Genomic DNA, 23,248 nt, shown 5'->3' on the forward strand with positions numbered 1-23,248 from the left:
AGAGAGCCAAAATACACCGCCTGTTGCGGAGCCGCGCCTCGCGTTTTCGCATCGTGCAGGCCTATAAAAGTAAGGAGATAATGAATGGAATTTGACTACATCATTATCGGTGCCGGTTCCGCCGGCAACGTGTTAGCCACCCGATTGACCGAAGACGCCGACGTCAGCGTCTTGCTGCTGGAAGCCGGCGGCCCGGATTACCGGATGGATTTCCGTACCCAGATGCCGGCCGCGTTGGCGTTTCCGCTGCAGGGCCGCCGCTATAACTGGGCGTATGAGACCGATCCTGAGCCGTACATGAACAATCGCCGAATGGAATGCGGCCGCGGCAAAGGGCTGGGCGGTTCGTCCCTGATCAACGGTATGTGTTACATTCGCGGCAACGCGATGGACTTCGATAACTGGGCCAAGGCGCCGGGTCTGGAAGACTGGACCTATCTGGACTGCCTGCCGTATTTCCGCAAGGCGGAAACCCGCGATATCGGCCCGAACGACTATCACGGCGGCGAGGGCCCGGTGAGCGTCACCACGCCGAAAGCCGGTAACAACGAATTGTTCCACGCCATGGTGGAAGCCGGCGTGCAGGCGGGTTACCCGCGCACCGACGATCTGAACGGTTACCAACAAGAAGGCTTCGGCCCGATGGATCGCACCGTGACGCCGAAAGGGCGCCGCGCCAGCACCGCCCGCGGCTATCTGGATCAGGCGCGTTCGCGGCCGAACCTGAAGATCGTCACCCATGCGCTGACCGACCACATTGTGTTCGACGGCAAGCGTGCGGTGGGCGTCAACTATTTGCAGGGCGGCAGCAATCAGCTGACCCACGCCAAAGCGCGGCGCGAAGTGTTGCTGTGCGCCGGCGCCATCGCCTCGCCGCAGATCCTGCAGCGTTCGGGCGTCGGCCCGGCGGCGCTGCTGAACAGCCTGGATATCAAGGTGGTGCACGATCTGCCGGGCGTCGGGGAAAACCTGCAGGATCACCTGGAGATGTACCTGCAGTACGCCTGTAAGAAACCGGTGTCGCTGTACCCGGCGCTGCAATGGTTCAACCAGCCGAAGATCGGCGCGGAATGGCTGTTCAACGGTACCGGCGTTGGCGCCAGCAACCAGTTCGAGGCCGGCGGCTTCATCCGCAGCCGCGCAGAATTCGCCTGGCCGAACATTCAGTATCACTTCCTGCCGGTGGCGATTAACTACAACGGCAGCAACGCGGTGAAAGAGCACGGCTTCCAGGCGCACGTCGGCTCGATGCGTTCGCCGAGCCGCGGCCGGGTGCAGGTGAAGTCGAAAGATCCGCGCCAGCACCCGAGCATTCTGTTCAACTATATGGCGACCGAACAGGATTGGCAGGAGTTCCGCGACGCTATTCGCATCACGCGCGAGATCATGGCGCAGCCAGCTTTGGACGAATACCGCGGCCGCGAGATAAGCCCGGGGCCGGAGGTGCAGACCGACGAGCAGCTGGACGCCTTCGTGCGCGAGCACGCCGAAACCGCCTTCCACCCGTCCTGCTCGTGCAAGATGGGCGAGGATGAGATGGCGGTGGTCGATGGGCAGGGCCGGGTGCACGGCATGGAAGGATTGCGGGTGGTGGATGCGTCAATCATGCCGCTGATCATCACCGGCAACCTGAACGCCACCACCATCATGATCGCCGAGAAGTTAGCCGATCGCATTCGCCAGCGCGCGCCGCTGCCGCGCAGCACCGCCGACTATTACGTCGCCGGCGATGCGCCGGTGCGCAAACAGTAACCGACACGCCCTCTCGCCGTTGAGGGGGAGGGCCGCCGTAGCAAGCAACCCCTCTCCATATGCTCTTCCCCAAGGCGAGGGGGCAACTCTCTTTATTCCTTATCCCATCATGCCGCCGGCAGCGAGATCGCCTGATCGAAACTGGTGGGCGTCGCCATGCGCCACATGCGGGCGTAGAACTCGCTTTTGATCTCCGGCTGCAGCAGTGCGCCCGGCTCCAGGTAGTAATAGATATCGGCGTACACCTTGATCTCGGTCGGCGTGATGCGGCGCAGCATATGGTGCGAGGTCAGCTGCTCCGGGCGGCTGACGCCGGCCGCCGCCAACATGTCCGCCAGCGCTTTCACCGTATTTTGATGGAAGTGGTAGACGCGTTCCGCCTTGTTCGGCACCACCAGCGCCTTTTGCCGCAGCGGATCTTGCGTCGCTACGCCGGTCGGGCAGTGGTTGGTGTGGCAGCTTTGCGACTGGATGCAGCCGACGGCGAACATAAAGCCGCGCGCCGAGTTCACCCAATCGGCGCCGAGCACCAGCACGCTGGCGATGTCGAACGCGCTGATGATCTTGCCGCTGGCGCCTATCTTGATTTGGTCTCGCAGGCCGCAGCCTACCAGCGTGTTATGCACGAACAGCAGCCCTTCGCGCAGCGGCATGCCCATATAGTTGGAAAGCTCGAGCGGCGCGGCGCCGGTGCCGCCTTCCTTGCCGTCCACCACGATGAAATCCGGCAGGATGCGGGTGTGCAGCATCGCCTTGACGATGGCGACGAACTCCCACGGGTGGCCGATGCACAGCTTGAAACCGACCGGCTTGCCGCCTGACAGCTCGCGCAGCTGTTGGATGAAATGCATCATTTCCAGCGGGGTGGTGAAGGCGCTGTGCGAGGCCGGCGAGATGCAATCGACCCCTTCCGGCACGCCGCGAGTGGCGGCGATTTCCGCATCCACCTTCTTCGCCGGCAGAATGCCGCCGTGGCCGGGTTTGGCGCCCTGGCTGAGCTTGATTTCAATCATTTTCACCTGCGGGCTTTGCGCCTGTTCGGCAAAGCGCCGTGGATCGAAATGGCCGTCGGCGGTGCGGCAGCCGAAATAGCCGCTGCCCAGCTCCCACACCAGATCGCCGTTGTTTTCACGGTGATAGCGGCTGATGCTGCCCTCACCGGTGTCGTGGTAGAAGTTACCCTTGGCCGCGCCGAGGTTGAGCGCGCGAATGGCGTTGGCGGAGAGCGCGCCGAAGCTCATGGCCGAAATGTTGAAGATCGACGCGGAGTAGGGCTGGCGGCAGTCGGCGCCGCCGATGGTGATGCGGAAACTGGTCGGGTCGGCGGCTTCCACCGGCCGCATGGAGTGGCCGATGCACTCATAGCCGGTTTGGTAGACGTCCAGCAGGGTGCCGAACGGTTTGTCGCCCATCTCGTTTTTCGCCCGGCGATACACCAGCGTGCGCTGGGTGCGCGAAAACGGGATCTCTTCATTATCCTGCTCGAGGAAATACTGGCGCAGTTCCGGGCGGATGAACTCGAAGAAGAAGCGCATGCGGCCGATGATCGGGTAGTTGCGGCAGATGGCGTGGCGCTGCTGGGTGAGATCGTAGATACCCAACACCATCAGGCAACCGCAGGCCAGGGCCGGCAGCCAGAACCACGGATAGTTGTGCATCATGATCAAGAAAGCCAGGGTGAGCAAGATGCTCAGTACAAAGCAGGTATAGCGGCTGAATAAGGACGACTTCATAACATCTCCTGATGTTTATTTTAATCCACACGACATGACTCACGGATAATCCGTGTGCGAATCGTAGCCAACAGGAGGAGATGTTGTGTGTCTGTTGCTGCTTTGTCGCCGGTTGTTACATTAATTTAACGTGGCGGCAGGGGAGACGGGTTGCCGCGCGGCGTACCGCGCAACAAGCCAGGATGTTTATTTGCCGGCGACGAAGATGGTGCTCATGCTGCGCAGCCGCAGCTTTTTCATCGCGCTGTATTTTTGCGAGAAGATGGTTTTCGGGTGCGTGCCGCGCTTTTCCGCAATGTGCAGCAGGCTGTCGCCGCGCAGCAGATTGAAGATCACGTCGCTTTCCGCCGGGCTGAGCTCGCGGGTTTTCTGCACTCTGATGCCGCCTGGCTCCTTGCTTTCCAGCAGCCGCTGGATTTTTTCCTGCAGCGAATAAAGCGGAATGCGGGTAGAGACCAACTCAACGGAAATCCCCAGGATCGACAACAGCTTCACCACGCGCTCGTCGTCATAAAACACCAGAAGACGCGTCTTGCTGTTGTACTGCTGGTGCAGGGACACCAGGCTTTCGATCACGTTAACGCTCTGTTCGAGGTTTTGCGAGGTGAAAATCAGCGCGATATCGTGCTTGGTGATCTTCTCTGCTTTGGCGCCGCCGTGCATGAAATCGGAAAACAGGCGGATATCGTATGCGCCGTAGTGTTTCTTCAGCAGCACCGACAGGCCAACATAGCTGTACTTACACTCACTAATCACAAGAACGTTGTTTTTAGACATAGGGCAAACACCAATACCGAGTTAAAAGTATTCAGCTGTAAGAAGCGAGTTCAAATCCTTGATGCTGGATTCCTTCCACAGCTTTCCCTGCAGTGCGTAATATGGCATTTCATCCAGCCATTTCTTGTGTTCGGGAGTTTCAACTCCTTCGATAATTACCTTGTAATGATTAAGGTAAAAGAAGCGCAGTAACGCGCGCATCAAGCCCTCGCCGCCGGACTTTTTCATGAAGTCCCAAAGCAGAAACCGGTCGAGCTTAACGAAGCGGAACTGGCTGTTGTACAACGCGGAAAAACCCGCATAGCCAGAACCAAAATCATCGAGCCAAAATGAATAACTATTCAATGACGGATCGCCGTGCACGCGATCTTTCACCAGCCGGGTTGAATTCTCGCTGATCTCAAAATGAATACAGCGCAGGGCATTAATTCTTTCGGCAAAGTGAGTATTCGCCAGCGATTGCAGGGAATAATCGTCAACATTCAAAGTGGCTATCACTTGGTTTTCATGAAACCAGTGTTTGTATTTATCGATCAGATTGATCTGATCCATCAAAATCTCAATCCGGGTGGCGCTGTCGGCGTGGCGAAAGAACTGTTCGGGAGAAAAATGGGCGTACTCGCTATTAAACGTAAAGCGAGACAGACATTCAACGGCCAGCAATTGTCCCGATTTCGCGAACATTGGCTGAAAAACATAATTAATGCCGTTATTTTTCTCTCTGAAAGAACTGCTCATTTCCCAATCCTTGGATTGATATTTAACTTGTTGATTTTAAATGGTTAAAAAGAAAGTTACTCCAGATTTATTGGTAAATTTCTTATTTAAAGCGTCAGGGTGGCCGAAACGTGTCGACAGACCATTTAACGCGTAATTCGTGCCGAAGTCCAAACGTTGCAATCTGTTACTAAGTGTAAATATCCGGGATAATATTCTGATTTTCAGGCCTTAATGCAAAATCTTGAACTCTGCAGCTTTCCCAAACACAGATTATTCCTATTCGTATGAATCGTCAACATCGATCGATAGGTATCCGCCGATAGTTTATTCCTATCAAGAGGGGCCTTATGAATGTTTTAAACGATTTAACATTAAGAATATGCTTAGTCTATATTTCGTCCGGCAATGGATTCATCGGGCTTCATTCCTGACAAGGAGTAGCATCGCTGAATGTACTTTATAAGCGTATTAATTCATCGAGAGTCTAAATATGAAAATCTCTAAACTGTCTGCTGTATTGGCATTGGCTGTAAGCACCGCTGCTATTTCTTCTTTCTCTGCTCAAGCTGCTGACGGTACTATTACTTTCAACGGTAAAGTGACTGACCAAACTTGTACTATCAGCACCCCAGGCGGTAAAGATTTCACCGTAACTCTGCCAACTGTTTCTGCTTCTACTCTGGCAACTCAGAGCGCAACTGCTGGCCGTACTCCGTTCGCGATCAACCTGACCAAATGCTCTAAAGGCCAGGTAGCTACTTATTTCGAACCGGGCGCTACTGTTGATTTCAATACTGGCCGTCTGAACAACCAGGCGCAGACTGATGCTGCAACTAACGTGCAGATCCAGCTGCTGGGTAGCAACAACCAATTCCTGCCTATCCTGGCTGCTGGTGCTAATGGCGCGCAGAATAACTCCCAGTGGGTTACCGTTGCTAACGAAGGCGACTCTGCTGACCTGAACTACTACGCTGAATATTACGCTACCAACGCTGCCGGCGCTGGTGATGTGACTTCTAGCGTTCAGTACACCATCATTTACCAGTAAGTAATATTTCTTTAAGTAATATTCTTATTCGGGTGGGGGAGTTATACCCCCACCGTTTTCCCTTACCGTAGCGATAAGATAATGAAGAACTCATTTAAAAAATACAGCATATTGCTGAGCGCCATGCTTTTCAGTAGCAGCGTTTTTTCCAGTGTCATTATTAACGGTACTCGTATTATTTATCCGGGAAAGCAACGGGAAGTTACCGTCCAATTATCAAATAATGGTGCTTCACCGGCACTTATTCAGTCTTGGATTGATGAAGGCGACGCAAAAACCACACCAGAAAACAGCAAAGCGCCATTTATCGTTTCACCGCCAATCAGCCGTGTTGAACCGGCTACCGGCCAAGCGCTGCGCGTTTCATTGACCACGGCGAGTTTGCCGCAAGACAAAGAATCCTTGTTTTGGTTGAACGTACTGGAGATCCCGCCAGCACCAACCGGGGCAAACAATGGCGCACCTGAAAACTTTTTACAGGTGGCATTCCGTACCCGCGTAAAACTGCTTTATCGGCCGACCGGTCTGGCGGGAGAAGCGAATGATGCGCCGGAAAAACTGCAGTGGCGCTTCAGCGCTGCGGGCGTCAGCGTGAAAAACCCAACGCCGTACTATGTGTCATTTACCGAGATTAATGCCGTCGTAAACCAAAAACGTGTGCCGTTGGCCCCGCACGGCGACATGCTGGCACCCGGACAGGAAAAGACATTGTCGTTCTCCGGCGACAGCACGCGCATTGCTGACATTGCCTACACCACTATTAATGATTTTGGCGGACGCGTGTCCCGTACTAAGAATAAGCAAAAGTAACTCTTGGAACAGAGCCTCAGGCCCAGAGCAATTTATTTCAGAGGGCGAGCTTAATTTGGTAAAGGAATGCTTTATATGAAAGAGTTACCTATCTCTGCAGCTGTTAAAATGGCGCTGTCCAATTATAAATCGATTCTGCTGTTAACCGGTAGCGCGCTCTGTCTGGCGGCCCCTGCTGCGTCCTGGGCGGAGGGGGTTGCCGATAGCAAAAAGCCGGCAGCACCGGTTGAAGCGACTTTTAACAGCAGCTTCCTGATTGGGGAAGCGCAGGGCGTGGATCTTTCACGCTTCCGTGATGGTAACCCGATCTTGGCGGGAAAATATTCGCTCGACGTGTATGTGAACGGCGAGTGGAAAGGCAAAAAAAGTATCGACTTTAAAAACGTGCCGGGGAAAAACAGCGCCGATACCTGTTTTAGCTTACTGTCGTTGGATGAGTTCGGTGTGGATACCGCCACAATGAGCGGGGATCCTGCCGTTAATACCGAGACGTGCAAAACGCTGGCTCAATGGGTGCCGGAAGCCTATTACCGCTTGGACACCAGTACGCTGCGCATGGATATCAGCATCCCTCAGGCGGCGCTGCGCCGCAGCGCTCGCGGTTATGTCGATCCGCGCTTCTGGGATCGCGGTATTACCGCCGGCAGCCTGTCGTATAACTTCAATGCGTTCAATACCCACAGCTCTGCCAACGGCAGCAACTCCGATTCAACTAATGCATATTTAACGTTGAATGCCGGGTTGAACGTGGCGGGTTGGCAGCTGCGTCACGATTCCAACGTGAACTGGCGTTCTAACGACAGCACCCATTGGCAAAACACCGCAACTTACGCGCAGCGGGCAATGCCGTCTATCCGCGGCATGCTGACGTTGGGCGACAGTTACACCAGCGGTGATTTCTTCAACTCCATCGGTTTTCGCGGCGTGCAGATCGCCACGGACGATCGCATGCTGCCTGATTCATTGAACGGGTATGCGCCGGTTGTGCGTGGCGTCGCGCAAAGCAACGCCCTGGTGGAAGTGCGTCAGAATAACCAGCTGATCTACCAAACTACCGTCGCTCCGGGCGAGTTCATCATCAACGATCTCTACCCTACGGGTTACGGCGGCGATCTGAATGTCACCATTAACGAGGCCGACGGCAGCAAACGCCAGTTCAGCGTTCCCTATGCTTCGGTAGCGCAGATGCTTCGTCCAGGTATTCAGCGTTATGCCATCACTGCGGGGCGAGTACGCGATGATAATTTAAGCAAGGAACCCGACATGTTCCAGGCGACTTATCAGCGCGGTTTTACCAACATTCTTACGGGATACACAGGCGGGATCGTCAGCGATGGCTATGGCGCAGTGCTGGTGGGCAGCGCGGTCGCGACACCGGTTGGCGCATTTGCGCTGGACGTCACGCAGTCCAATACCCGCTTGAAGCAGGGCGACCAATCAGGCCAGAGCTATAAGCTCAGCTATAGCAAGTTGATGACCGAAACCAACACCAACTTCACGATCGCCGCTTATCGCTATTCGACTTCCGGCTACCTCTCTTTGCAGGATGCCGTCTACTCCCGTGACAATGAGCGCAAGGGTTTGAGCGCAGATGCGGTTAACCGCCAGCGTAGCGAATACCAACTGACGCTGAACCAAGGGCTGGGCGACAATTACGGTTCCTTGTACATCACCGGTTCGGTACGCGATTACTGGAACCGTGGCGGGAGCACCAAGCAGTACCAGGTGGGCTATAACAACTATTATGGTCGCGTGACCTATGGCCTTTCCGCCATGCGTACCTCGGATATGTATAACCGAGATGAGACTCGTTATTACCTGACACTGTCGATCCCATTCAGCGTCGGTTCGCAAACCCTGAGTCTGAACAGTTCACTGGGCTACACCGACAACGGTTACGACAGCAGCCGTGTGGGCATGAATGGTTCAACCGGCGAAGACAACAACATCAGCTATAGCGCTACGTTAGCCAACGATCGCTCTGGCGGCACCAACAGCAGCGTGAGCGGTGAATACCGTAGCCGTTTCGCCACGATGAACGGGTCCTACAGCTATGGTAAAGATTACCGTCAGTCGTCGATCGGCGCATCGGGCAGCGTGGTTGCCCATAGCGGCGGCGTCACGCTGACACCGCAACGCGGACAGACCATGGTGCTGGTGGAAGCGCCAGACGCCGCCGGCGCGATTGTGACCAACTCGCCAGGCGTTCGTATCGATGACAACGGTTATGCTGTGGTTCCTTATGTTGCACCATATCGCATGACGAGCGTAACGCTCGATCCGAGCGGCATGTCGCGCGATGTTGAATTGGAAAGTAGCAGCCAACAGGTTGCGCCATATGCCGGCGCGGTTGCCCGGCTGGAATTCAAAACAACGAAAGGCCAAGCATTGATCATTCATGCGCTCGGCCCTGATGGCAACGCGCTGCCGTTTGGTGCTGAAGTGCTGGATACCCGTAATCAGGTGGTCGGCATTGTTGGGCAGGGCAGTCGTATCTACTTGCGTACCGAAGCTAAGAAAGGTTTGTTGCAGATTAAGTGGGGCACACAGCCAACGCAGCAGTGCTCTGTCAGCTATAGCGCCAAGGCGCAAAGCAATAATCCTGACTACGAAATTATTGAAGCGAGTTGCAAATGATAAAGTTTACGCGTGTTCCACCGCTGAATAAAGCGTCAGCGAAATGCCTGATGCTGCTCGGACTGCTGATGGCGGGCGGCCAGAGCGCTTACGCCGCCTGTTACGTTAATAATGGCTACAAGGCGCAGGTGATCAACATGAAGCTTGGGCGCGTGCTGGTTACGCCAAGCAGCCAGGTTGGAGACACCTTGGTCACCGGTCAGTTCGCGATTAACCCGGTCTCCGGTTATGGTCGTTGTTATAACGGCGGTAGCGCGATTGGGCAGATCCTCCAGGGCAGCCGGACCAGCTTCAGCAATGTCTGGAGCACCAATATTCCAGGTATCGGGATTCGTTTATACCGTGAAGCGGGGACAATAAGTACTTATTATCCCCACACGTTGGCATTACGGGGTAATACAACCGTCAACCTGAATGGCGGTTACTTTAAGATCGACATTGTGAAAACCGCCGCGCAAACCGGCACTGGCCAACTGGTCCCAGGCAAGTACACGACTTACTATATGGATGGTTCCGGTCAGGGGTTGCCGATGCTGGAATCGATCGTCGACGCCAACAGCCTGACGATCGTGACGTCGACTTGCAACGTGGACAGCGGTTCTAAGAACAAGGTGGTTAATCTGGATACCGTCACTGCAGCTTCGTTTGGCGGCGTAGGTTCAACACAGGGTGAAAAAGCATTTGATATCAATATCAATTGCGTTGGCGGCGTTGGCGAGGATCTGTTGCCAGGCAGTGCGGGACAAGGGATCGTCAATGTGCGTTTTGACTATACGCAGGATGCTTCCAATGCACCTGGGGTGATCAAATCCGAGCCTGGCGCCAACACAGCATCCGGTGTTGCCGTCCAGCTGTTGACCGGCAATACGACCCAGCCGATCAAGAATGGCGATGCGGTCAATGCCGGACGTACAATTCCCAACCAGGCCAATACCTTAACGCTGCCGCTGAAGGCACGCTACTATCGTACCGGTTCGACGATTAAAGGCGGCAATATCAAGTCGACCGCCACCTTTACCATCGAGTACAACTAAGTCGCGTTCCGACGAAAAAGCCAATGGGGTTTATCCATTGGCTTTTTTGCGTTATCGCTTAACGCAGTCCCATCCAGGTGGTGCAGACGCCTTCCGGCGGCTTGCCTGCATACCAACGGGGCAGCGTAGGGGCATCGTGGCGTGGCTCGGCCTCCAGCTCTACCGGCTGCGCCGGCCATTCCGCCACGTCCCAGCGGGTGGTGCGGCGATACACCGCCGGGGTTTTGCCGAACTGTTTCTTGAAGGCGCGTGAGAACGAAGGCTGAGAATCGAAATGGTATTGCAGGGCGATATCCAGGATCGGGCGCGGGGTGGAGCGCAGCGCCTGCGCCGCCTGCGACAGGCGCCGCTCGCGGATATAGCTGCCGAGCGCGTGGCCGGTGGTGCTGCGGAACATGCGCTGCAGGTGCCATTTGGAGTAGCCCGACTTGGCGGCGACGTTATCCAGCAGCAGCGGCTGGTCCAGATGAGTTTCAATCCAGTCTAGTAAATCGTGAATGATATTGACGCGATCCATGGTTTTAGTTCTCCCGCAAAAACGACATTCAGGTCACAGTGACTTAGCTTAATTATCCAAGAATATACTTTGATAATAGGCGCGAGTGCGCCGTTACGCAAGGGTAAACCGGGGGGAAAAAGGTGACCAAAAATGCTCTTTGAATCGCAGGGGGATAAAAGAAAGGCCGCATAAAGCGGCCTTTCCAGCAGGAAACGAGTGGAAAATCAGTTGGTTTCCGGTTTCACTTCAATGTAGTTCAGACCCAGCACGCTGCTGGTGTAGCCGCGGATCTTGTTGGTCATCTCGATATCGCCGTTCAGCTTGTGGCCGTAGGACGGGATGATCTCTTTCAGTTTGCTCTGCCATTCCGGCGTCGCCACTTTGTCTTTGAACACGGTTTCCATCAGGTGCAGCATGATCGGTGCCGCGGTGGAAGCGCCCGGTGACGCGCCCAGCAGAGCGGCGATGCTGCCGTCTTCAGAGCTGACGACTTCGGTGCCGAACTGCAGCACGCCGCCTTTATCCGCGTCTTTCTTGATGATCTGCACGCGCTGGCCTGCGGTCCACAGCTTCCAGTCTTCCTGCTTGGCGTCCGGGAAGTACTCTTTCAGCGCGGCGAAGCGATCGTCGTCGTTCATCATCAGCTGGCCGACCAGGTATTTCACCAGATCGAAGTTATCCAGACCGACGTGGGTCATCGGCATCAGGTTCGAGGTGCTCAGCGAGTGCAGCAGATCGAACAGCGAACCGTTCTTCAGGAACTTGCTGGAGAAGGTGGCGAATGGCCCGAACAGCAGCACGCGCTTGCCGTCCAGCATGCGGGTATCCAGGTGCGGCACGGACATCGGCGGCGAACCTACGCTGGCCAGGCCATACACTTTGGCCAGGTGCTGGTTGGCGATCTCCGGGTTGGTGGTGACCAGGAACTGGCCGCCGACCGGGAAGCCGCCGTAGCCGTCGGCTTCAGGGATGCCGGATTTCTGCAGCAGGGTCAGGGAGGCGCCGCCTGCGCCGATGAATACGAACTTGGCGTTAACGGTGGTTTCTTTACCGTCGCGGTTCAGATCGGCAACGGTCACGCTCCAGGTCTGATCGGCGTTGCGCTTGATGTCGCGCACTTCGTGGCTCAGGTTCAGCTTGAACTTGTCGCTGGTGCTCAGCGCGTCAACCAGCTGATGGGTGATCACGCCGAAGTTGACGTCGGTACCCAGCGGCATGCGGGTCGCGGCGATTTTCTGCGCCGGATCGCGGCCGTTCATCACCAGCGGCGCCCACTGTTTGATTTGCGCAGGATCTTCGGAGTATTCCATGCCGCGGAACAGGGTGCTGTGCTGCAGCGCCGCGTAGCGTTTACGCAGGAAGTTGACGTTGTCGTCGCCCCACACGAAGCTCATGTGCGGCACGCTGTTAATGAAGGATTTCGGATCTTTCAGGACATTATTTTTCACCTGATAAGACCAGAACTGGCGAGAGATTTCGAAAGACTCGTTGACCTTCACCGCCTTGCTGATGTCGATGGTGCCATCGGCTTTTTCCGGCGTGTAGTTCATTTCGCTGAAGGCGGAGTGGCCGGTGCCGGCGTTGTTCCAGCCGTTGGAGCTCTCTTCCGCCACGCCGTTCATGCGCTCGTACATGTCGATGGTCCAGGTCGGCTCCAGCTCATGCAGATAGGTGCCCAAGGTGGCGCTCATGATGCCGCCGCCGATCAACACCACGTCGACGGTTTTATTCTTCTCTTCAGCCGCCGCCTGCTGCGTAACGCTAAACAGGCTGAGACTGAAAATCAGGACGAGTAATTTTCTCATTGAATTAAATCTCTTGTGTGTAAATTCTACTCATTGCAGGTGAAAGAATTTAGCGGGAGTTACCCTGGAAAATAGTGAAGCCGACCGCCCGGCGTGTGCCGATAGGCAGCGATAATGCCTTTTTGTTAATAGGGTTTTTAACGAAAAGTGAACTATTGCAGGCCGTCCGGATGCAAATTGATCGGTTCACGTTACTGGCGGGGTATTATTGTTTGCGAGAATGTTAAAAACTACTTTTGTAACTAAAAAAAATGAATATAAGCAAAAATAGGCCGGTTCCTGTCGCAGGAATAAACAGAGAGGGGAGTAAGGCCATATAACCGCGTTATTTTCAGGGGTTAATTGTCGCGTAATTAAACGTTATTTCGTTATCACACAATAATTGCGGTTAAATTACAAATACGCATCGGTAACCAATAATAAACGGCCGCCGTTGCGGGCGGCCAGGATTCACAAGGCGGTTACTTGATGCCCATCGCATCGCGCATGGTGAAGAACAGATCGGTCTGATCGGTCAACCCCACCACGTTGGCGGCGTGCGGGCCGTAGGCCGCGACGCGCAGCTGGGTGCCGGTGTGCCCCTGCGATTCCTCTTCCGAGTTGCCGTAGCTGAGGGTCATCGGCGCGCCGTCTTTGGTGGTCAGTGTCTGGGTCAGGCCCGGCGCTTTGGCGTCGGCGGCGACGATCTGGCTGGAGTGCGCGTGGTCGGCGGTGACGATCACCAGCGTGTTGCCGTCGGCGCGGGCGAAGGCCAGCGCTTTTTGCACCGCCTCGTCCAGATCGACGGTCTCACCAATCTGCCCGCACGGGTTGGCGGCGTGATCCTGCTTATCGATCGACGCGCCCTCTACCTGCAGGAAGAAGCCGTTCGGGTTGTCTTTCAGCAGCGCGATCGCTTTTTCGGTCATCGCCGCCAGCGTTGGCGTGGCCGCGGTGCGCGCCGGGTTGTTTTCGCAGGTCACTGCCGGTTTGTCGAGGTTGCCGTGATAGCTGGCTTTCGGCCCCAGCCAGCGCACCGGCATGTTGCCGTCGGCGAATAGGCCCAGCAGCGGTTTTTGCTGATTGGCCAGGGTAACGGCCTGCAGTTCATCCGCGTTGCTCACCCACTGATAACCTTGCGCCGCCGCTTGATCTTTCAGCGATTTTCCTTGCCATTCGCCGCTTTTCGCCAGTTGGTTGAAGGATTTCGCGCCGCCGCCCAGCGTGACGTCGGCACGGGTTTTCAGCAACTGCTCGGTGATGGAACCGCGGCCGCCGTTTTCCAGCGCGTTAGCGGCGCATTTCTCGCTGGTTTCCTCCGGGCCGTAGCATTTGCGCGAGGTAACGTGCGACACCAGCGCCGCCGGCGTGGCGTCCTGCAGTTCGGCGGTGGAGACGTTGCCGGTGGCCTTGCCGGCCGCCTTGGCGATCTCCAGCAGCGTCGGCTGGTCTTTGCCGTTCACGTCCACGCCGAGCGCGCCGTTATAGGTTTTCACCCCGGTGGCCCAGGCGGTGGCGGAGGCGGCGGAGTCGGTTACGTAATCCGGTTTGTGGGTTTTCTTGTCCAGCGAGTAGTGGGTGTATTGCCCGGTCAGCGGCAGGGCGTCGATGCCCTTGAAGTAACCGCCTGCGCCCTCGGCATAGTTACGCGCGGCGGTGATCTCGGAATCTCCCATGCCGTCGCCAATCAGCAGGATCACGTTTTTCACCGTTTTGTCCGACAGCGACGCCTTCAGCGCGGCGGTCTGATCGCCGGCCAGACGACGGGCGCCGCCCGGTTCGGTGAGGGTGCCGCGCGCGGCGCGCTCGGTCAGGCCATCGGCATTGGCCGAGGTTTCCGCCGCGATGGCGGAGGAACAGAGCAGGGCGGACAGCACGGCGCCGGCGATCAGGGATACAGCAGGTTGCATGGGGCAAGCTCCTTGTCGTAATACAACAATGTAAATAACATCAAATTGTTACGTAAGGAGAGTAGAGCAGAGGGATGACAATTTTATGACAGCGGAAGGCGGGACGGCCCGGCGGCCATCCCGTTTGACGATCAGGCCGCGCGCGCCGGTATAGTGAGCCCACGCTGCACCGCCGGCCGCGCCAGACCGCGCTCCAGCCACTGCGCGACGCGGGGGAAACTGTCGAACTCCACCAGCTCGCGCGCCTCATAGAAACCGATCAGGTTGCGCACCCAGCCCAGCAGCGAGATATCGGCGATGGTGTAGTCCGCGCCCATGATCCAGTCGCGGCCTTCCAGGCGCGTTTCCAGCACGCCGAGCAGGCGTTTCGATTCGTTTTTGTAGCGCTCCAGCGGCCGCTTATCTTCATACTCGCGCCCGGCGAATTTGTGGAAGAAACCGAGCTGGCCGAACATCGGGCCGACGGCGGCCATCTGGAAGAACACCCACTGAATGGTTTCGTAACGCTGCGCCGGATCCTGCGGCAGGAAACGGCCGCTCTTTTCCGCCAGGTAGAGCAGAATGGCGCCGGATTCGAACAGCGGCAGCGGCCGGCCGCCGGGGCCGTCGGGATCGATGATCGACGGGATCTTGCCGTTCGGGTTCAGCGCCAGGAATTCCGGCGTCCAGGTTTCGTTGTTGCCGATGTCGATCAGGTGCGCCTCATAGGGCAGGCCGATCTCTTCCAGCATGATGGACACTTTGACGCCGTTCGGCGTCGGCAGGGAATAGAGCTGCAGCCTTTCAGGATGCTGAGCCGGCCAGCGTTTGACGATCGGGAATTGGGTGGAATCGAGCATGGAAACTCCTCGGGTTGGCGGGGTGGCTTAAGCGTACCCCGTGAGTATTGCAGTAAAACTACCCCGCCGCCGGGTTACACCGTGAGTTCAAAATGTGCTGCCAGCGCTTTTTTACCGGCAGGGGTCAGCTGCAACTCGCGGCTGTCGAGCCGGCGGACGATCCAGCCGCGGTGGATAAAGGCGGCCAACAGCGCGGCGCCCAGTGCGCCACCGAGGTGAGAGCGGCGTTCGCTCCAGTCCAGGCAGCCGCAGGCGAAGCGGCGGCGGGTGGGGGCGGGGGAGCAATCGACGCCCAGCCGCGCCAGCGCGGCCTGACCGGCGTCGCTTAAGCGGTAGTCTTCCTCACCGCTCAGCCAGTTCAGCGCATGCAGCCGATCGTGCAGTTTCACCGCCACCTCGCCCGCCATATGGTCGTAGCAGGTGCGGGCATATTGCAGCGTGGTGGGCGTGCTGCTTTTCACCGACGGGCGCGGTACGCCTGCCAGCGCCATCAGGCCTTCCAGCGCTTCGGCCACCGGCTGACCGGCCAGCCGAAAATAGCGGTAGCGCCCCTGTTTGACGCAGGCGATCAGCCGCTGCTCCAGCAGTTTCGCCAGATGTGCGCTGGCGGTGGACGGGGCGACCTCGACCGCAGCGCTGAGCTCGGTGGCGGTGTAGGCGCGCCCATCCATCAACAGGCACAGCATGCGCGCCCGGGTGCGGTCGGCGATGGCGGCGCTCAGCGCCGCCAAACGATCTTCTAGGTCGATGTTATGCATACTTCGAGGTTAGACGAAGTATGACTGCGCGTCCATTGCTAACCTGTGGCTGTCGCATTCTGGTGCTGTGCGTCTGTGTTCGCTGGATATTGATGAGCGGGCGTTGAAATCGATGCAGTGGCGCCCTTCCTACAATCAATGCGCGCGTACCTGAGTTTTACCGTTGAGAGGAGACGATAATGATCGCCGTGATTTTTGAACTGCAGGCCGCCGACGGGCAGCGTGATACCTATCTGGCGTTGGCGGCGGAGCTGAAGCCGCTGCTGGCGCAGATCGACGGATTCATCTCCATCGAGCGCTTTCAAAGCCTGGCCGATCCTGCGCGCCTGCTGTCGCTCTCCTTCTGGCGCGACGAGGCGGCGGTGCAGCATTGGCGCAATCTCGAGCAGCACCGGGCGGCGCAGGCGCGCGGACGTGGCGAGGTGCTGGCGCACTATCGGCTGCGGGTGGCGGAGGTGGTGCGGGACTACGGGCTGGAGAGACGCGAACAGGCGCCGCAAGATAGCCGTTGTTATCACCGCACCTGAAGAAAGCCCGCCGGCGGCGGGCTTTCGTCCGTTATTTCGCTTCGCTGCCCACCTTCATTGCCCCGGCGTAGCTGGCGCCCATCCCCCAGGCGGCGCCGTGGTCGCGGGCGATCTGCAATACGCCTCCCGCCGTGGCTTTGCGGCTCCAGTCCTGCTGCCATTCCAGCATCAACGCCACCCAGTTGATGGGCGTGGCGCCCGCCTGTACCAAACGCTGCATGGCGTTGTTTTGGCTGTCTGGCGTAATGTCGCCGGTGACGTCCGACAGGATATAAACCTCATAACCCTCGCCCAGGGCGGACAGCGCCGGCAGCATCACGCAGCTGGCGGTCCACAGCCCGCCGATGATGATTTTCTTGCGGCCGGATTGTTTGATCAGATCCACCACGCGCCGGTCCTGCCAGACGTTGATGGCGGTGCGATCGTACACCTGCAGGTCCGGGCGTGCCTGCGTCACCTGCTGGAATACCGGCCCGGCGAAGCTTTTGGCGTTGGCCGAGGCCAGAATGGTCGGCACGTTGAACACCTTGGCGGCCTTGGCGATGCCGGCGGCGTTATTGACCAGGTTGGTTTGATCGATAGAGGAAATGGTCATGCCGAACATGTCCTGCAGATCGACCAACAGCAACAGGCTGTTCTCGGCGGTCAGCGGCTGCACATAACCCGCCTGGCGGCTGTCGGCGGCGGGGGATTGCGCCAGCGCGGCGACGGGGGCGGCGGCGGCGCTCAGGCCGAGCATCAGGGCGAACAGGGTCTTTTTCATTATTAACTCCATGATTATCAGTAGATTAAATTCACCTCTCACTCAGGGAGGCGGTTGAATAAAGTCTACTGAGGTTGTTGAAGTTAATAATCTGTGTTTTATTGAATTTATAATTAATCATCAGGACATAATATGGACGTGCTACTGACGATGCGCGCCTTTCGTCGCGTGGTTGAGCGCAACAGTTTTTATAAGGCGGCGGAGGATCTGGCGATCACGCCGGCGGCGTTGAGCAAGCAGATTAAGCAGTTGGAAAACCGGTTGGGGACGCTGTTGCTGGTGCGCACCACCCGTAGCATGAGCCTGACCGAAGCCGGGCAGCTCTATTACCAGGAAGCCTGTCGGTTGCTCGGCGAGTTCGACGCGCTGGAGCAGACGGTTGCCGCCAGCGCGCAGCAGGTCTCCGGCACGCTGCGGGTCAATGCGCCGCTTTCGTTCGGCCTGACGGTGTTGTCGCCACTGCTGCCGCCGTTTATGCAACGTTACCCGCAGCTGCAGGTGGAGCTGACGTTGGACGACAGGGTATTGGACGTGGTGGCGGCCGGTTTCGATATTTCCTTGCGCATTCGCCGACGGCTGCCGGATTCTTCCCTCAGCGCCCGGGCGCTGGGTGAAGTGCACCAGCGAATTTGCGCCGCGCCCGGCTATTTGGCGCAGCACGGCGTGCCGCAAACGCCGAATGAATTGCAGCGACACAGCTGTCTGGCCTATTCCCTGGCGGAAAGGCCGGGGCAGTGGCAGTTCACCGCCGGCGAGGAGAGCCTGAGCGTGACGTTCACTCCCCGGTTGATCGCCAACAACAGCCTGATGCTGCGGGATATGCTGGTGGCGGGACTGGGCATCGGTTCGCTGCCGTCGTTCGTGGCGGATCCCGAAATCGCCGCCGGCAGGCTGGTGCGGCTGTTCCCTGAACAGATTGCCGACGTGCATCAGGTTTTCGCGGTTTACCCGACGCGCCGGCATGTGCAGCAGAAAGTGAGTTTATTCACCGAATTTGTGCGAGAACAGGGATTGATGACGGCGAATTGACAACGGCGCACGATTGTCATATTCATTAGCTATGAAAAAATCCTACCGCCCATTCGCGCAAATTATTATCACCCTTCTCCAAAGGGTGGGATAGCGCGTGTGTCGCCAATAAAAACCCGCCGGCAGGCGGGTTTTTTTATCCCCTTCCGGCAACGACCGGAGAACGTCATGAAAACCTACCCTGCAGTTTTACACCTGATGTGTGGCAAGGCCGGCGCAGGCAAATCGACGCTGGCGCAGCGTTTGGCGCAGCAACCGCAAACGCTGTTGCTGGTCGAAGATGCGTGGCTGGCGACGCTGTATGAGCAGGAGATGACCAGCCTGCAAGACTATGCGCGCTGTTCCGACCGGTTGCGGCGGGCACTGGGTGGGCACCTCGTTCAGCTGCTGCGCGGCGGCTGGTCCGTGGCGCTCGATTTCCCGATGAATACGCCGGACAGGCGGCGCTGGGCCAAAGCGTTGGCGGAGGAGGCCGGCGTCGCGCACTGCCTGCATTTTCTCGACGTCAGCCATGCGCAGTGCCTGAGCCGGATAACGCTGAGAAACGCGCGCGGCGAGCACCCGTTTACACTGAGCGAAGCGGAGTTTGAGCGCCTGGCGCAGTACTTTGTTCCCCCGGCGGAAGAGGAAGGGATGGCAGTCTTGCGTTATGGCGAACAGGACTGAAAACCGGCGCCATGACGGCGCCGGCAACAGGGCTAGGCTCGCGTTGTGGAAGGCGACTTCCGCGCACGGCAGCGCGGCCTGGAAGGCGATGGCGCGAAAGTAGATTAGAAAGGCTTGGTCGGCAGGTATTTGCCGTCCAGGGTGATCACCGCGCGTTCGCCGCCTTCCGGATCGGCCACCTTCTTGATATCCAGCTTGAAGTTGATGGCGCTGATGATGCCGTCGCCGAACTGCTCGTGCACCAGCGCTTTCAGCGTGGAGCCGTAAACCTGCAGCATTTCATAGAAGCGATAAATGGTCGGATCGGTCGGCACGCCGCCGGGAATGCTGCCGCGCAACGGGATGGTTTGCAGCAGCTGTACCGCCTCTTCGTCCAGCCCGAGCTTGGCCGCCACGGTGCGTGCCGCTTGTTCCGGCAACGCATGCTGCCCCAGCAGCGCGGCGGTGACGAACGCCAGGCTGAGTCCGGTGCCCTCAGCCAGCGCGTCGAAAGTCAGGTTATGGCGGATCTTGGCGGCCATGATGGTGTCGGTGAGCGCTGCGCGCGGGGCGGCGTTGTGCAAAGAGTGTGTCATGTTAGCTCCTTTTGTTGACTTAAAAACGGGCGATCGCCGGGGTGGCGGTTACCTCGGGATGGGTGGTGAGCGGCACGAAACGGCGGGTTTCGCCGTCCAGCGCGTCGATAGCGCCGCTGGCGATGTCATAGACCCAACCGTGCAGCGTCAGGCATCCCTGATCCAGCGCCAGGGCGACGGAAGGGTGCGTTTTGATGTTGTTGAGCTGGGCGATGACGTTTTCGCGCACCATCGATGCGACCCGCGCCTCGTCCGAGGCGTGCGGATAAGCCTGATTGACCGCCTTCGCTGAATCGGCGTAACGCAGCCAGCCGGCGACCGTCGGCAGGTGATCCAGACACTGGCAGGTGGCGATGGCGGTCATTGCGCCGCAGTCGGAATGGCCGCAGATCACGATATCTTCCACGCCCAGCGCTGCGACGGCGTACTCGACCGAGGCGGTAACCCCGCCGGGTTCGGGGCCGAAAGAAGGCACGATGTTGCCGGCATTGCGGATCACGAACAGATCGCCCGGCTCGCGCTGGGTGACCAGCTCCGGCACCAGGCGGCTGTCGGAACATGAGATAAACAGGGTGCGCGGGTTTTGGCGGGTCGCCAACTGCTGAAACAGCGCCGTGCGTTCAACAAAGGCTTCGCGCTGGAACTTCAGGAAGCCTTCAATCACCTCTTTCATCCGTTTCTCCATTGGGTGTCGTTATGCGATGGCGGCATGATGAACGCTTCTGGCTATAGGGTCTAAGACCCATTTATAATGCCAGTTATAGGTTTTACTAATAGCTGGGGCGTTATGCTGCTGCGACACATCCGTTATTTTCTGGCCGTTGCCGAACAGGGCAACTTCACCCGCGCCGCCGAAGCGCTGCACGTGTCGCAACCGACGCTGTCGCAACAGATCAAGCAGCTGGAAGACACATTGGGAGCGCCGCTGTTCGATCGCAGCGGCAGAGCCGTGCGTCTGACCGACGCCGGTGAGGCGTGGATGCGCTATGCGCGCTTGGCGCTGCAGGATCTGGATGCCGGCGCGCGGGCGATCCATGACGTGGCGACGCTGGCGCGCGGCCATTTGCGGCTGGCGATGACCCCCACGTTCACCGCCTATCTGGTGGGGCCGGCGGTCGATGCCTTCTACCGCCGCTATCCGGGGATTACGCTGAGCATTGAAGAGATGGCGCAAGAGCGAATGGAGGCGCTGCTGGCGCAGGATAGGCTGGATCTGGGCATTGCCTTCGAGATGGCGCAGTCGGCGGAGGTGGAAGCGGAGCCGTTGTTCAGCGAGACGCTGGAGCTGATGGTCGGCACCGATCATCCCCTGGCGTCTCATCGCCGGCCGCTGACGCTGGCGGAGTGGCAACATTTGCCGCTGGCCTTGCTGAGCGGCGACTTCGCCACGCGTCAGTTTATCGATCGCTACTGCACGCAGCTGGGTTTCCGGCCGCAGGTGGCGGTGGAGGCCAATGCGCTGGGCGCCATCGTCGAGATCGTGCGGCGCGGGCAGCTCGCCACGCTGCTGCCGGCCGCCATTGCGCGCGAGAACCGGCAGTTGAAAAAAGTGGCTTTGGCCAACGCCATGCCGGTGCGGCAGGCGGTATGGCTGCAGCGCAAAGGCGTTTACCGCAGCGCCGCCGCGCAGGCGTTTATCGCCCTCTTGCAGGAACAGGGCATTACGCCGGCGCCGGGCAGCCGATAGCCGCACGGCCCGGCAGCAGGCGCTATTCTTTATGACGTTCGCGGAACAGCAGAGTGGCGATCAGGCTGACGGTCAACATGCCGGTGACGTACCACGCCGGCGCCATCGGATTGCCGCTGACGTCCAGCAGCCAGGTGACGACCAACTGCGCCGAGCCGCCAAACAGCGTCACGCCAAAGGCGTAAATCATCGAGGTGCCGGTGGCGCGCACGTGGCGCGGCAGCGCCGAAACGATCAGCATGGTGCTGGCCAGCATGTTGATGCCCAGCGCGCCGATCAGCAGGATGCGGAAAACGATCGCCAGCCACAGGGTTTGCGTGGCGCTGAGGAACCAGAAGGTCGGGTAAATCAGGATCAACGCCGCAAAAATGGAGAACAGCAGCGGCCTTTTGTAGTTCTGCACCCGATCGACGTAACGGCCTGCGCAATAGACCGCGATGATCTGTACCACAGAGGCGATACAGCTGAACAGGTAGGCGGTCGGGCCGGCGATGTGATAGGTCTGCATCATGTAGGTCGGCATATACAGCAGCACCACGTAGACCATCACGGTGCCGGACATGATGATCAATACGCCCAGCAACAGATCTTTGGCATGATTGCTCACCAGATCCCATACCGGATTCAGCGGTGGCCGCGCGTGAGCCGGCGCCTCTCCACTGTAGGTCTCTTCCAGATGTTTGCGAATATAGATGCCGACGGGAATGATCAACAAACCGATGATGAACGGCACGCGCCAGCCCCAGGCATACAGTGCCTGCTCCGGCAGAAAATAGGTGAGCGCCAGGCCTAAAGAGGCGCCAAGCAGGGCGCTGATGCCCTGGCTTATCGCCTGCCAGCTGACGAAGAAGCCGCGTTGGTTGGCCCCTGCCGACTCCAGCAGCAGCGTGGTGGCCGAGCCCACTTCACCGCCGGCGGCAAACCCCTGAATCAGGCGGCCAACCACGATCAGCACCGGCGCCAGAACGCCGATTTGCGCATGGGTGGGCGCGAAGGCGATCAGCGCGGTGCCGACGCCCATCAGCACGATGGTCATCAGCATGGCGGCCTTGCGGCCGACCCGATCGGCATAGGCACCCAGCACCATGCTGCCCAGCGGGCGCATGATAAAGCCGACGCCGAACACCGCCACCGACATCAACAAGGAGCCGTAGGCGTTGTCGCTGGGAAAATAGAGTTTGCCGATAATGGCGGCAAAGAAGCTGTATACGGTGAAGTCGAAAATCTCCAGGCCGTTGCCCAGGCTGGCGCCGACAATGACTTTGTAATTTACCGCGCCCTTCTCCGCCGTTTGGCTTTTGGGCAATGCGTTTTCAGCAGTGTTCATCGTTGTCTCTCGCGATAGGTGGACGGTGTGTTGTTATTATTTTCTGGCCGGGGTGGTGTTATCCGGGGCGGCGATAATCGAGCCCCGAAACGCCAACAAACCGGCAACGTCACGTTTACATATACTTGTATGTACAATCATATGCAATATGAGAGTAGTTAGCGCGATAACGGTGATTTGATTTTTACATCTTCCTGTATTTAATTGTTTTTATTTAGTTTTTCCTGTTATCTGAACGAATGTGCCATGTCGGTTTAGTGAGCTGTAACGCATTAATCCTCTAAAAAACCTTGGTATTTAAGAAGGCGGTCACAAAATGTCGCGTATAGCAGAATGTGTGGCGATAGTCGGAAAAAACTAGAATTAAATAGAG

At 58.0% G+C, this 23,248-nt stretch carries 21 protein-coding genes; 9 read left to right on the top strand and 12 right to left on the bottom strand.

Annotation, left to right across the window (positions count from 1 at the left end; translation table 11 throughout):
- Window positions 1–84 precede the first annotated feature (84 nt).
- A complete protein-coding gene (betA, locus tag ACJ8IN_RS08275) occupies window positions 85–1,752 on the top strand; it encodes a choline dehydrogenase (RefSeq protein ID WP_047568565.1) in 1,668 nt (555 codons plus the stop codon).
- 107 nt (window positions 1,753–1,859) lie between these two features.
- Here the strand turns inward: betA and ACJ8IN_RS08280 are convergent, their stop codons facing one another.
- The 3 genes from ACJ8IN_RS08280 to ACJ8IN_RS08290 all read right to left on the bottom strand — a co-directional run bounded on the left by ACJ8IN_RS08280 (window position 1,860) and on the right by ACJ8IN_RS08290 (window position 5,000).
- Complete coding sequence (locus ACJ8IN_RS08280) at window positions 1,860–3,485, bottom strand: FMN-binding glutamate synthase family protein (RefSeq protein WP_049196260.1); 1,626 nt, start codon at window positions 3,483–3,485, stop codon at window positions 1,860–1,862.
- 186 nt (window positions 3,486–3,671) lie between these two features.
- Window positions 3,672–4,262 carry a LuxR family transcriptional regulator gene (locus ACJ8IN_RS08285; RefSeq protein ID WP_004939094.1) on the bottom strand — a complete coding sequence of 197 codons (591 nt, stop codon included), beginning with the start codon at window positions 4,260–4,262 and terminating at the stop codon, window positions 3,672–3,674.
- A gap of 21 nt (window positions 4,263–4,283) precedes the next feature.
- On the bottom strand, window positions 4,284–5,000 hold the full coding sequence (locus ACJ8IN_RS08290; protein WP_047568560.1) for an EAL domain-containing protein: 717 nt from the start codon (window positions 4,998–5,000) through the stop codon (window positions 4,284–4,286).
- 472 nt (window positions 5,001–5,472) lie between these two features.
- On the opposite strand from ACJ8IN_RS08290, the gene ACJ8IN_RS08295 reads away from it, so the two are divergent.
- From ACJ8IN_RS08295 to ACJ8IN_RS08310, 4 genes are all read left to right on the top strand, one after another.
- A complete protein-coding gene (locus tag ACJ8IN_RS08295; protein ID WP_041034152.1) occupies window positions 5,473–6,030 on the top strand; it encodes a fimbrial protein in 558 nt (185 codons plus the stop codon).
- Between the two features lie 81 nt (window positions 6,031–6,111).
- Window positions 6,112–6,840 (top strand): fimbrial biogenesis chaperone, encoded by a 729-nt coding sequence (locus tag ACJ8IN_RS08300; RefSeq protein ID WP_041037933.1) that lies wholly within the window; start codon window positions 6,112–6,114, stop codon window positions 6,838–6,840.
- Window positions 6,841–6,915: 75 nt separating this feature from the next.
- Window positions 6,916–9,477: a fimbria/pilus outer membrane usher protein gene (locus ACJ8IN_RS08305; protein ID WP_308325555.1), complete on the top strand. Its 2,562-nt coding sequence runs from the start codon at window positions 6,916–6,918 to the stop codon at window positions 9,475–9,477.
- Window positions 9,474–10,511 (top strand): fimbrial protein, encoded by a 1,038-nt coding sequence (locus ACJ8IN_RS08310; RefSeq protein WP_047568552.1) that lies wholly within the window; start codon window positions 9,474–9,476, stop codon window positions 10,509–10,511. Before ACJ8IN_RS08305 ends, ACJ8IN_RS08310 begins: the two co-directional genes overlap by 4 nt.
- Before the next feature lie 58 nt (window positions 10,512–10,569).
- Here ACJ8IN_RS08310 and ACJ8IN_RS08315 read toward each other — a convergent pair whose 3' ends face one another.
- The 5 genes from ACJ8IN_RS08315 to ACJ8IN_RS08335 form a co-directional block, all read right to left on the bottom strand.
- The gene (locus tag ACJ8IN_RS08315; protein ID WP_107227424.1) at window positions 10,570–11,028 is read right to left on the bottom strand and encodes a helix-turn-helix domain-containing protein; all 459 of its coding nucleotides are present in this window, start codon (window positions 11,026–11,028) and stop codon (window positions 10,570–10,572) included.
- A gap of 206 nt (window positions 11,029–11,234) precedes the next feature.
- Window positions 11,235–12,815 carry a malate:quinone oxidoreductase gene (locus tag ACJ8IN_RS08320; protein WP_308325556.1) on the bottom strand — a complete coding sequence of 527 codons (1,581 nt, stop codon included), beginning with the start codon at window positions 12,813–12,815 and terminating at the stop codon, window positions 11,235–11,237.
- 461 nt (window positions 12,816–13,276) lie between these two features.
- The gene (gene phoA / locus ACJ8IN_RS08325; RefSeq protein WP_033646822.1) at window positions 13,277–14,704 is read right to left on the bottom strand and encodes an alkaline phosphatase; all 1,428 of its coding nucleotides are present in this window, start codon (window positions 14,702–14,704) and stop codon (window positions 13,277–13,279) included.
- A gap of 131 nt (window positions 14,705–14,835) precedes the next feature.
- Window positions 14,836–15,543, bottom strand: a complete 708-nt coding sequence (locus ACJ8IN_RS08330; RefSeq protein WP_033637695.1) for a glutathione S-transferase N-terminal domain-containing protein — start codon at window positions 15,541–15,543, stop codon at window positions 14,836–14,838.
- A gap of 74 nt (window positions 15,544–15,617) precedes the next feature.
- Window positions 15,618–16,301, bottom strand: coding sequence for an ArsR/SmtB family transcription factor (locus ACJ8IN_RS08335; protein ID WP_049213458.1), 684 nt, complete (start codon window positions 16,299–16,301; stop codon window positions 15,618–15,620).
- Between the two features lie 179 nt (window positions 16,302–16,480).
- Here ACJ8IN_RS08335 and ACJ8IN_RS08340 point away from each other — a divergent pair, with 179 nt between their 5' ends.
- Complete coding sequence (locus ACJ8IN_RS08340; protein WP_060421482.1) at window positions 16,481–16,828, top strand: antibiotic biosynthesis monooxygenase family protein; 348 nt, start codon at window positions 16,481–16,483, stop codon at window positions 16,826–16,828.
- A gap of 31 nt (window positions 16,829–16,859) precedes the next feature.
- Here the strand turns inward: ACJ8IN_RS08340 and ACJ8IN_RS08345 are convergent, their stop codons facing one another.
- Window positions 16,860–17,591: an isochorismatase family protein gene (locus tag ACJ8IN_RS08345; protein ID WP_033637699.1), complete on the bottom strand. Its 732-nt coding sequence runs from the start codon at window positions 17,589–17,591 to the stop codon at window positions 16,860–16,862.
- Window positions 17,592–17,723: 132 nt separating this feature from the next.
- Between ACJ8IN_RS08345 and ACJ8IN_RS08350 the strand changes: the two genes are divergently transcribed.
- Together ACJ8IN_RS08350 and ACJ8IN_RS08355 are read left to right on the top strand one after the other, a co-directional pair.
- A complete protein-coding gene (locus ACJ8IN_RS08350) occupies window positions 17,724–18,620 on the top strand; it encodes a LysR family transcriptional regulator (protein WP_033637701.1) in 897 nt (298 codons plus the stop codon).
- Window positions 18,621–18,788: 168 nt separating this feature from the next.
- Complete coding sequence (locus ACJ8IN_RS08355) at window positions 18,789–19,286, top strand: AAA family ATPase (protein WP_060427979.1); 498 nt, start codon at window positions 18,789–18,791, stop codon at window positions 19,284–19,286.
- Window positions 19,287–19,390: 104 nt separating this feature from the next.
- Here ACJ8IN_RS08355 and cynS read toward each other — a convergent pair whose 3' ends face one another.
- Together cynS and ACJ8IN_RS08365 are read right to left on the bottom strand one after the other, a co-directional pair.
- On the bottom strand, window positions 19,391–19,861 hold the full coding sequence (gene cynS / locus ACJ8IN_RS08360) for a cyanase (RefSeq protein WP_033637703.1): 471 nt from the start codon (window positions 19,859–19,861) through the stop codon (window positions 19,391–19,393).
- Window positions 19,862–19,880: 19 nt separating this feature from the next.
- Window positions 19,881–20,534 (bottom strand): carbonic anhydrase, encoded by a 654-nt coding sequence (locus ACJ8IN_RS08365; RefSeq protein WP_060427977.1) that lies wholly within the window; start codon window positions 20,532–20,534, stop codon window positions 19,881–19,883.
- Window positions 20,535–20,648: 114 nt separating this feature from the next.
- On the opposite strand from ACJ8IN_RS08365, the gene cynR reads away from it, so the two are divergent.
- Window positions 20,649–21,548, top strand: a complete 900-nt coding sequence (cynR, locus tag ACJ8IN_RS08370) for a transcriptional regulator CynR (RefSeq protein WP_308325557.1) — start codon at window positions 20,649–20,651, stop codon at window positions 21,546–21,548.
- Window positions 21,549–21,570: 22 nt separating this feature from the next.
- Here the strand turns inward: cynR and ACJ8IN_RS08375 are convergent, their stop codons facing one another.
- A complete protein-coding gene (locus ACJ8IN_RS08375) occupies window positions 21,571–22,875 on the bottom strand; it encodes an MFS transporter (protein WP_060427973.1) in 1,305 nt (434 codons plus the stop codon).
- Window positions 22,876–23,248 lie beyond the last annotated feature (373 nt).

The organism is Serratia sp. CY31944 (assembly GCF_052169175.1).
GTDB classification, from domain to species: Bacteria; Pseudomonadota; Gammaproteobacteria; order Enterobacterales; family Enterobacteriaceae; genus Serratia; species Serratia sarumanii.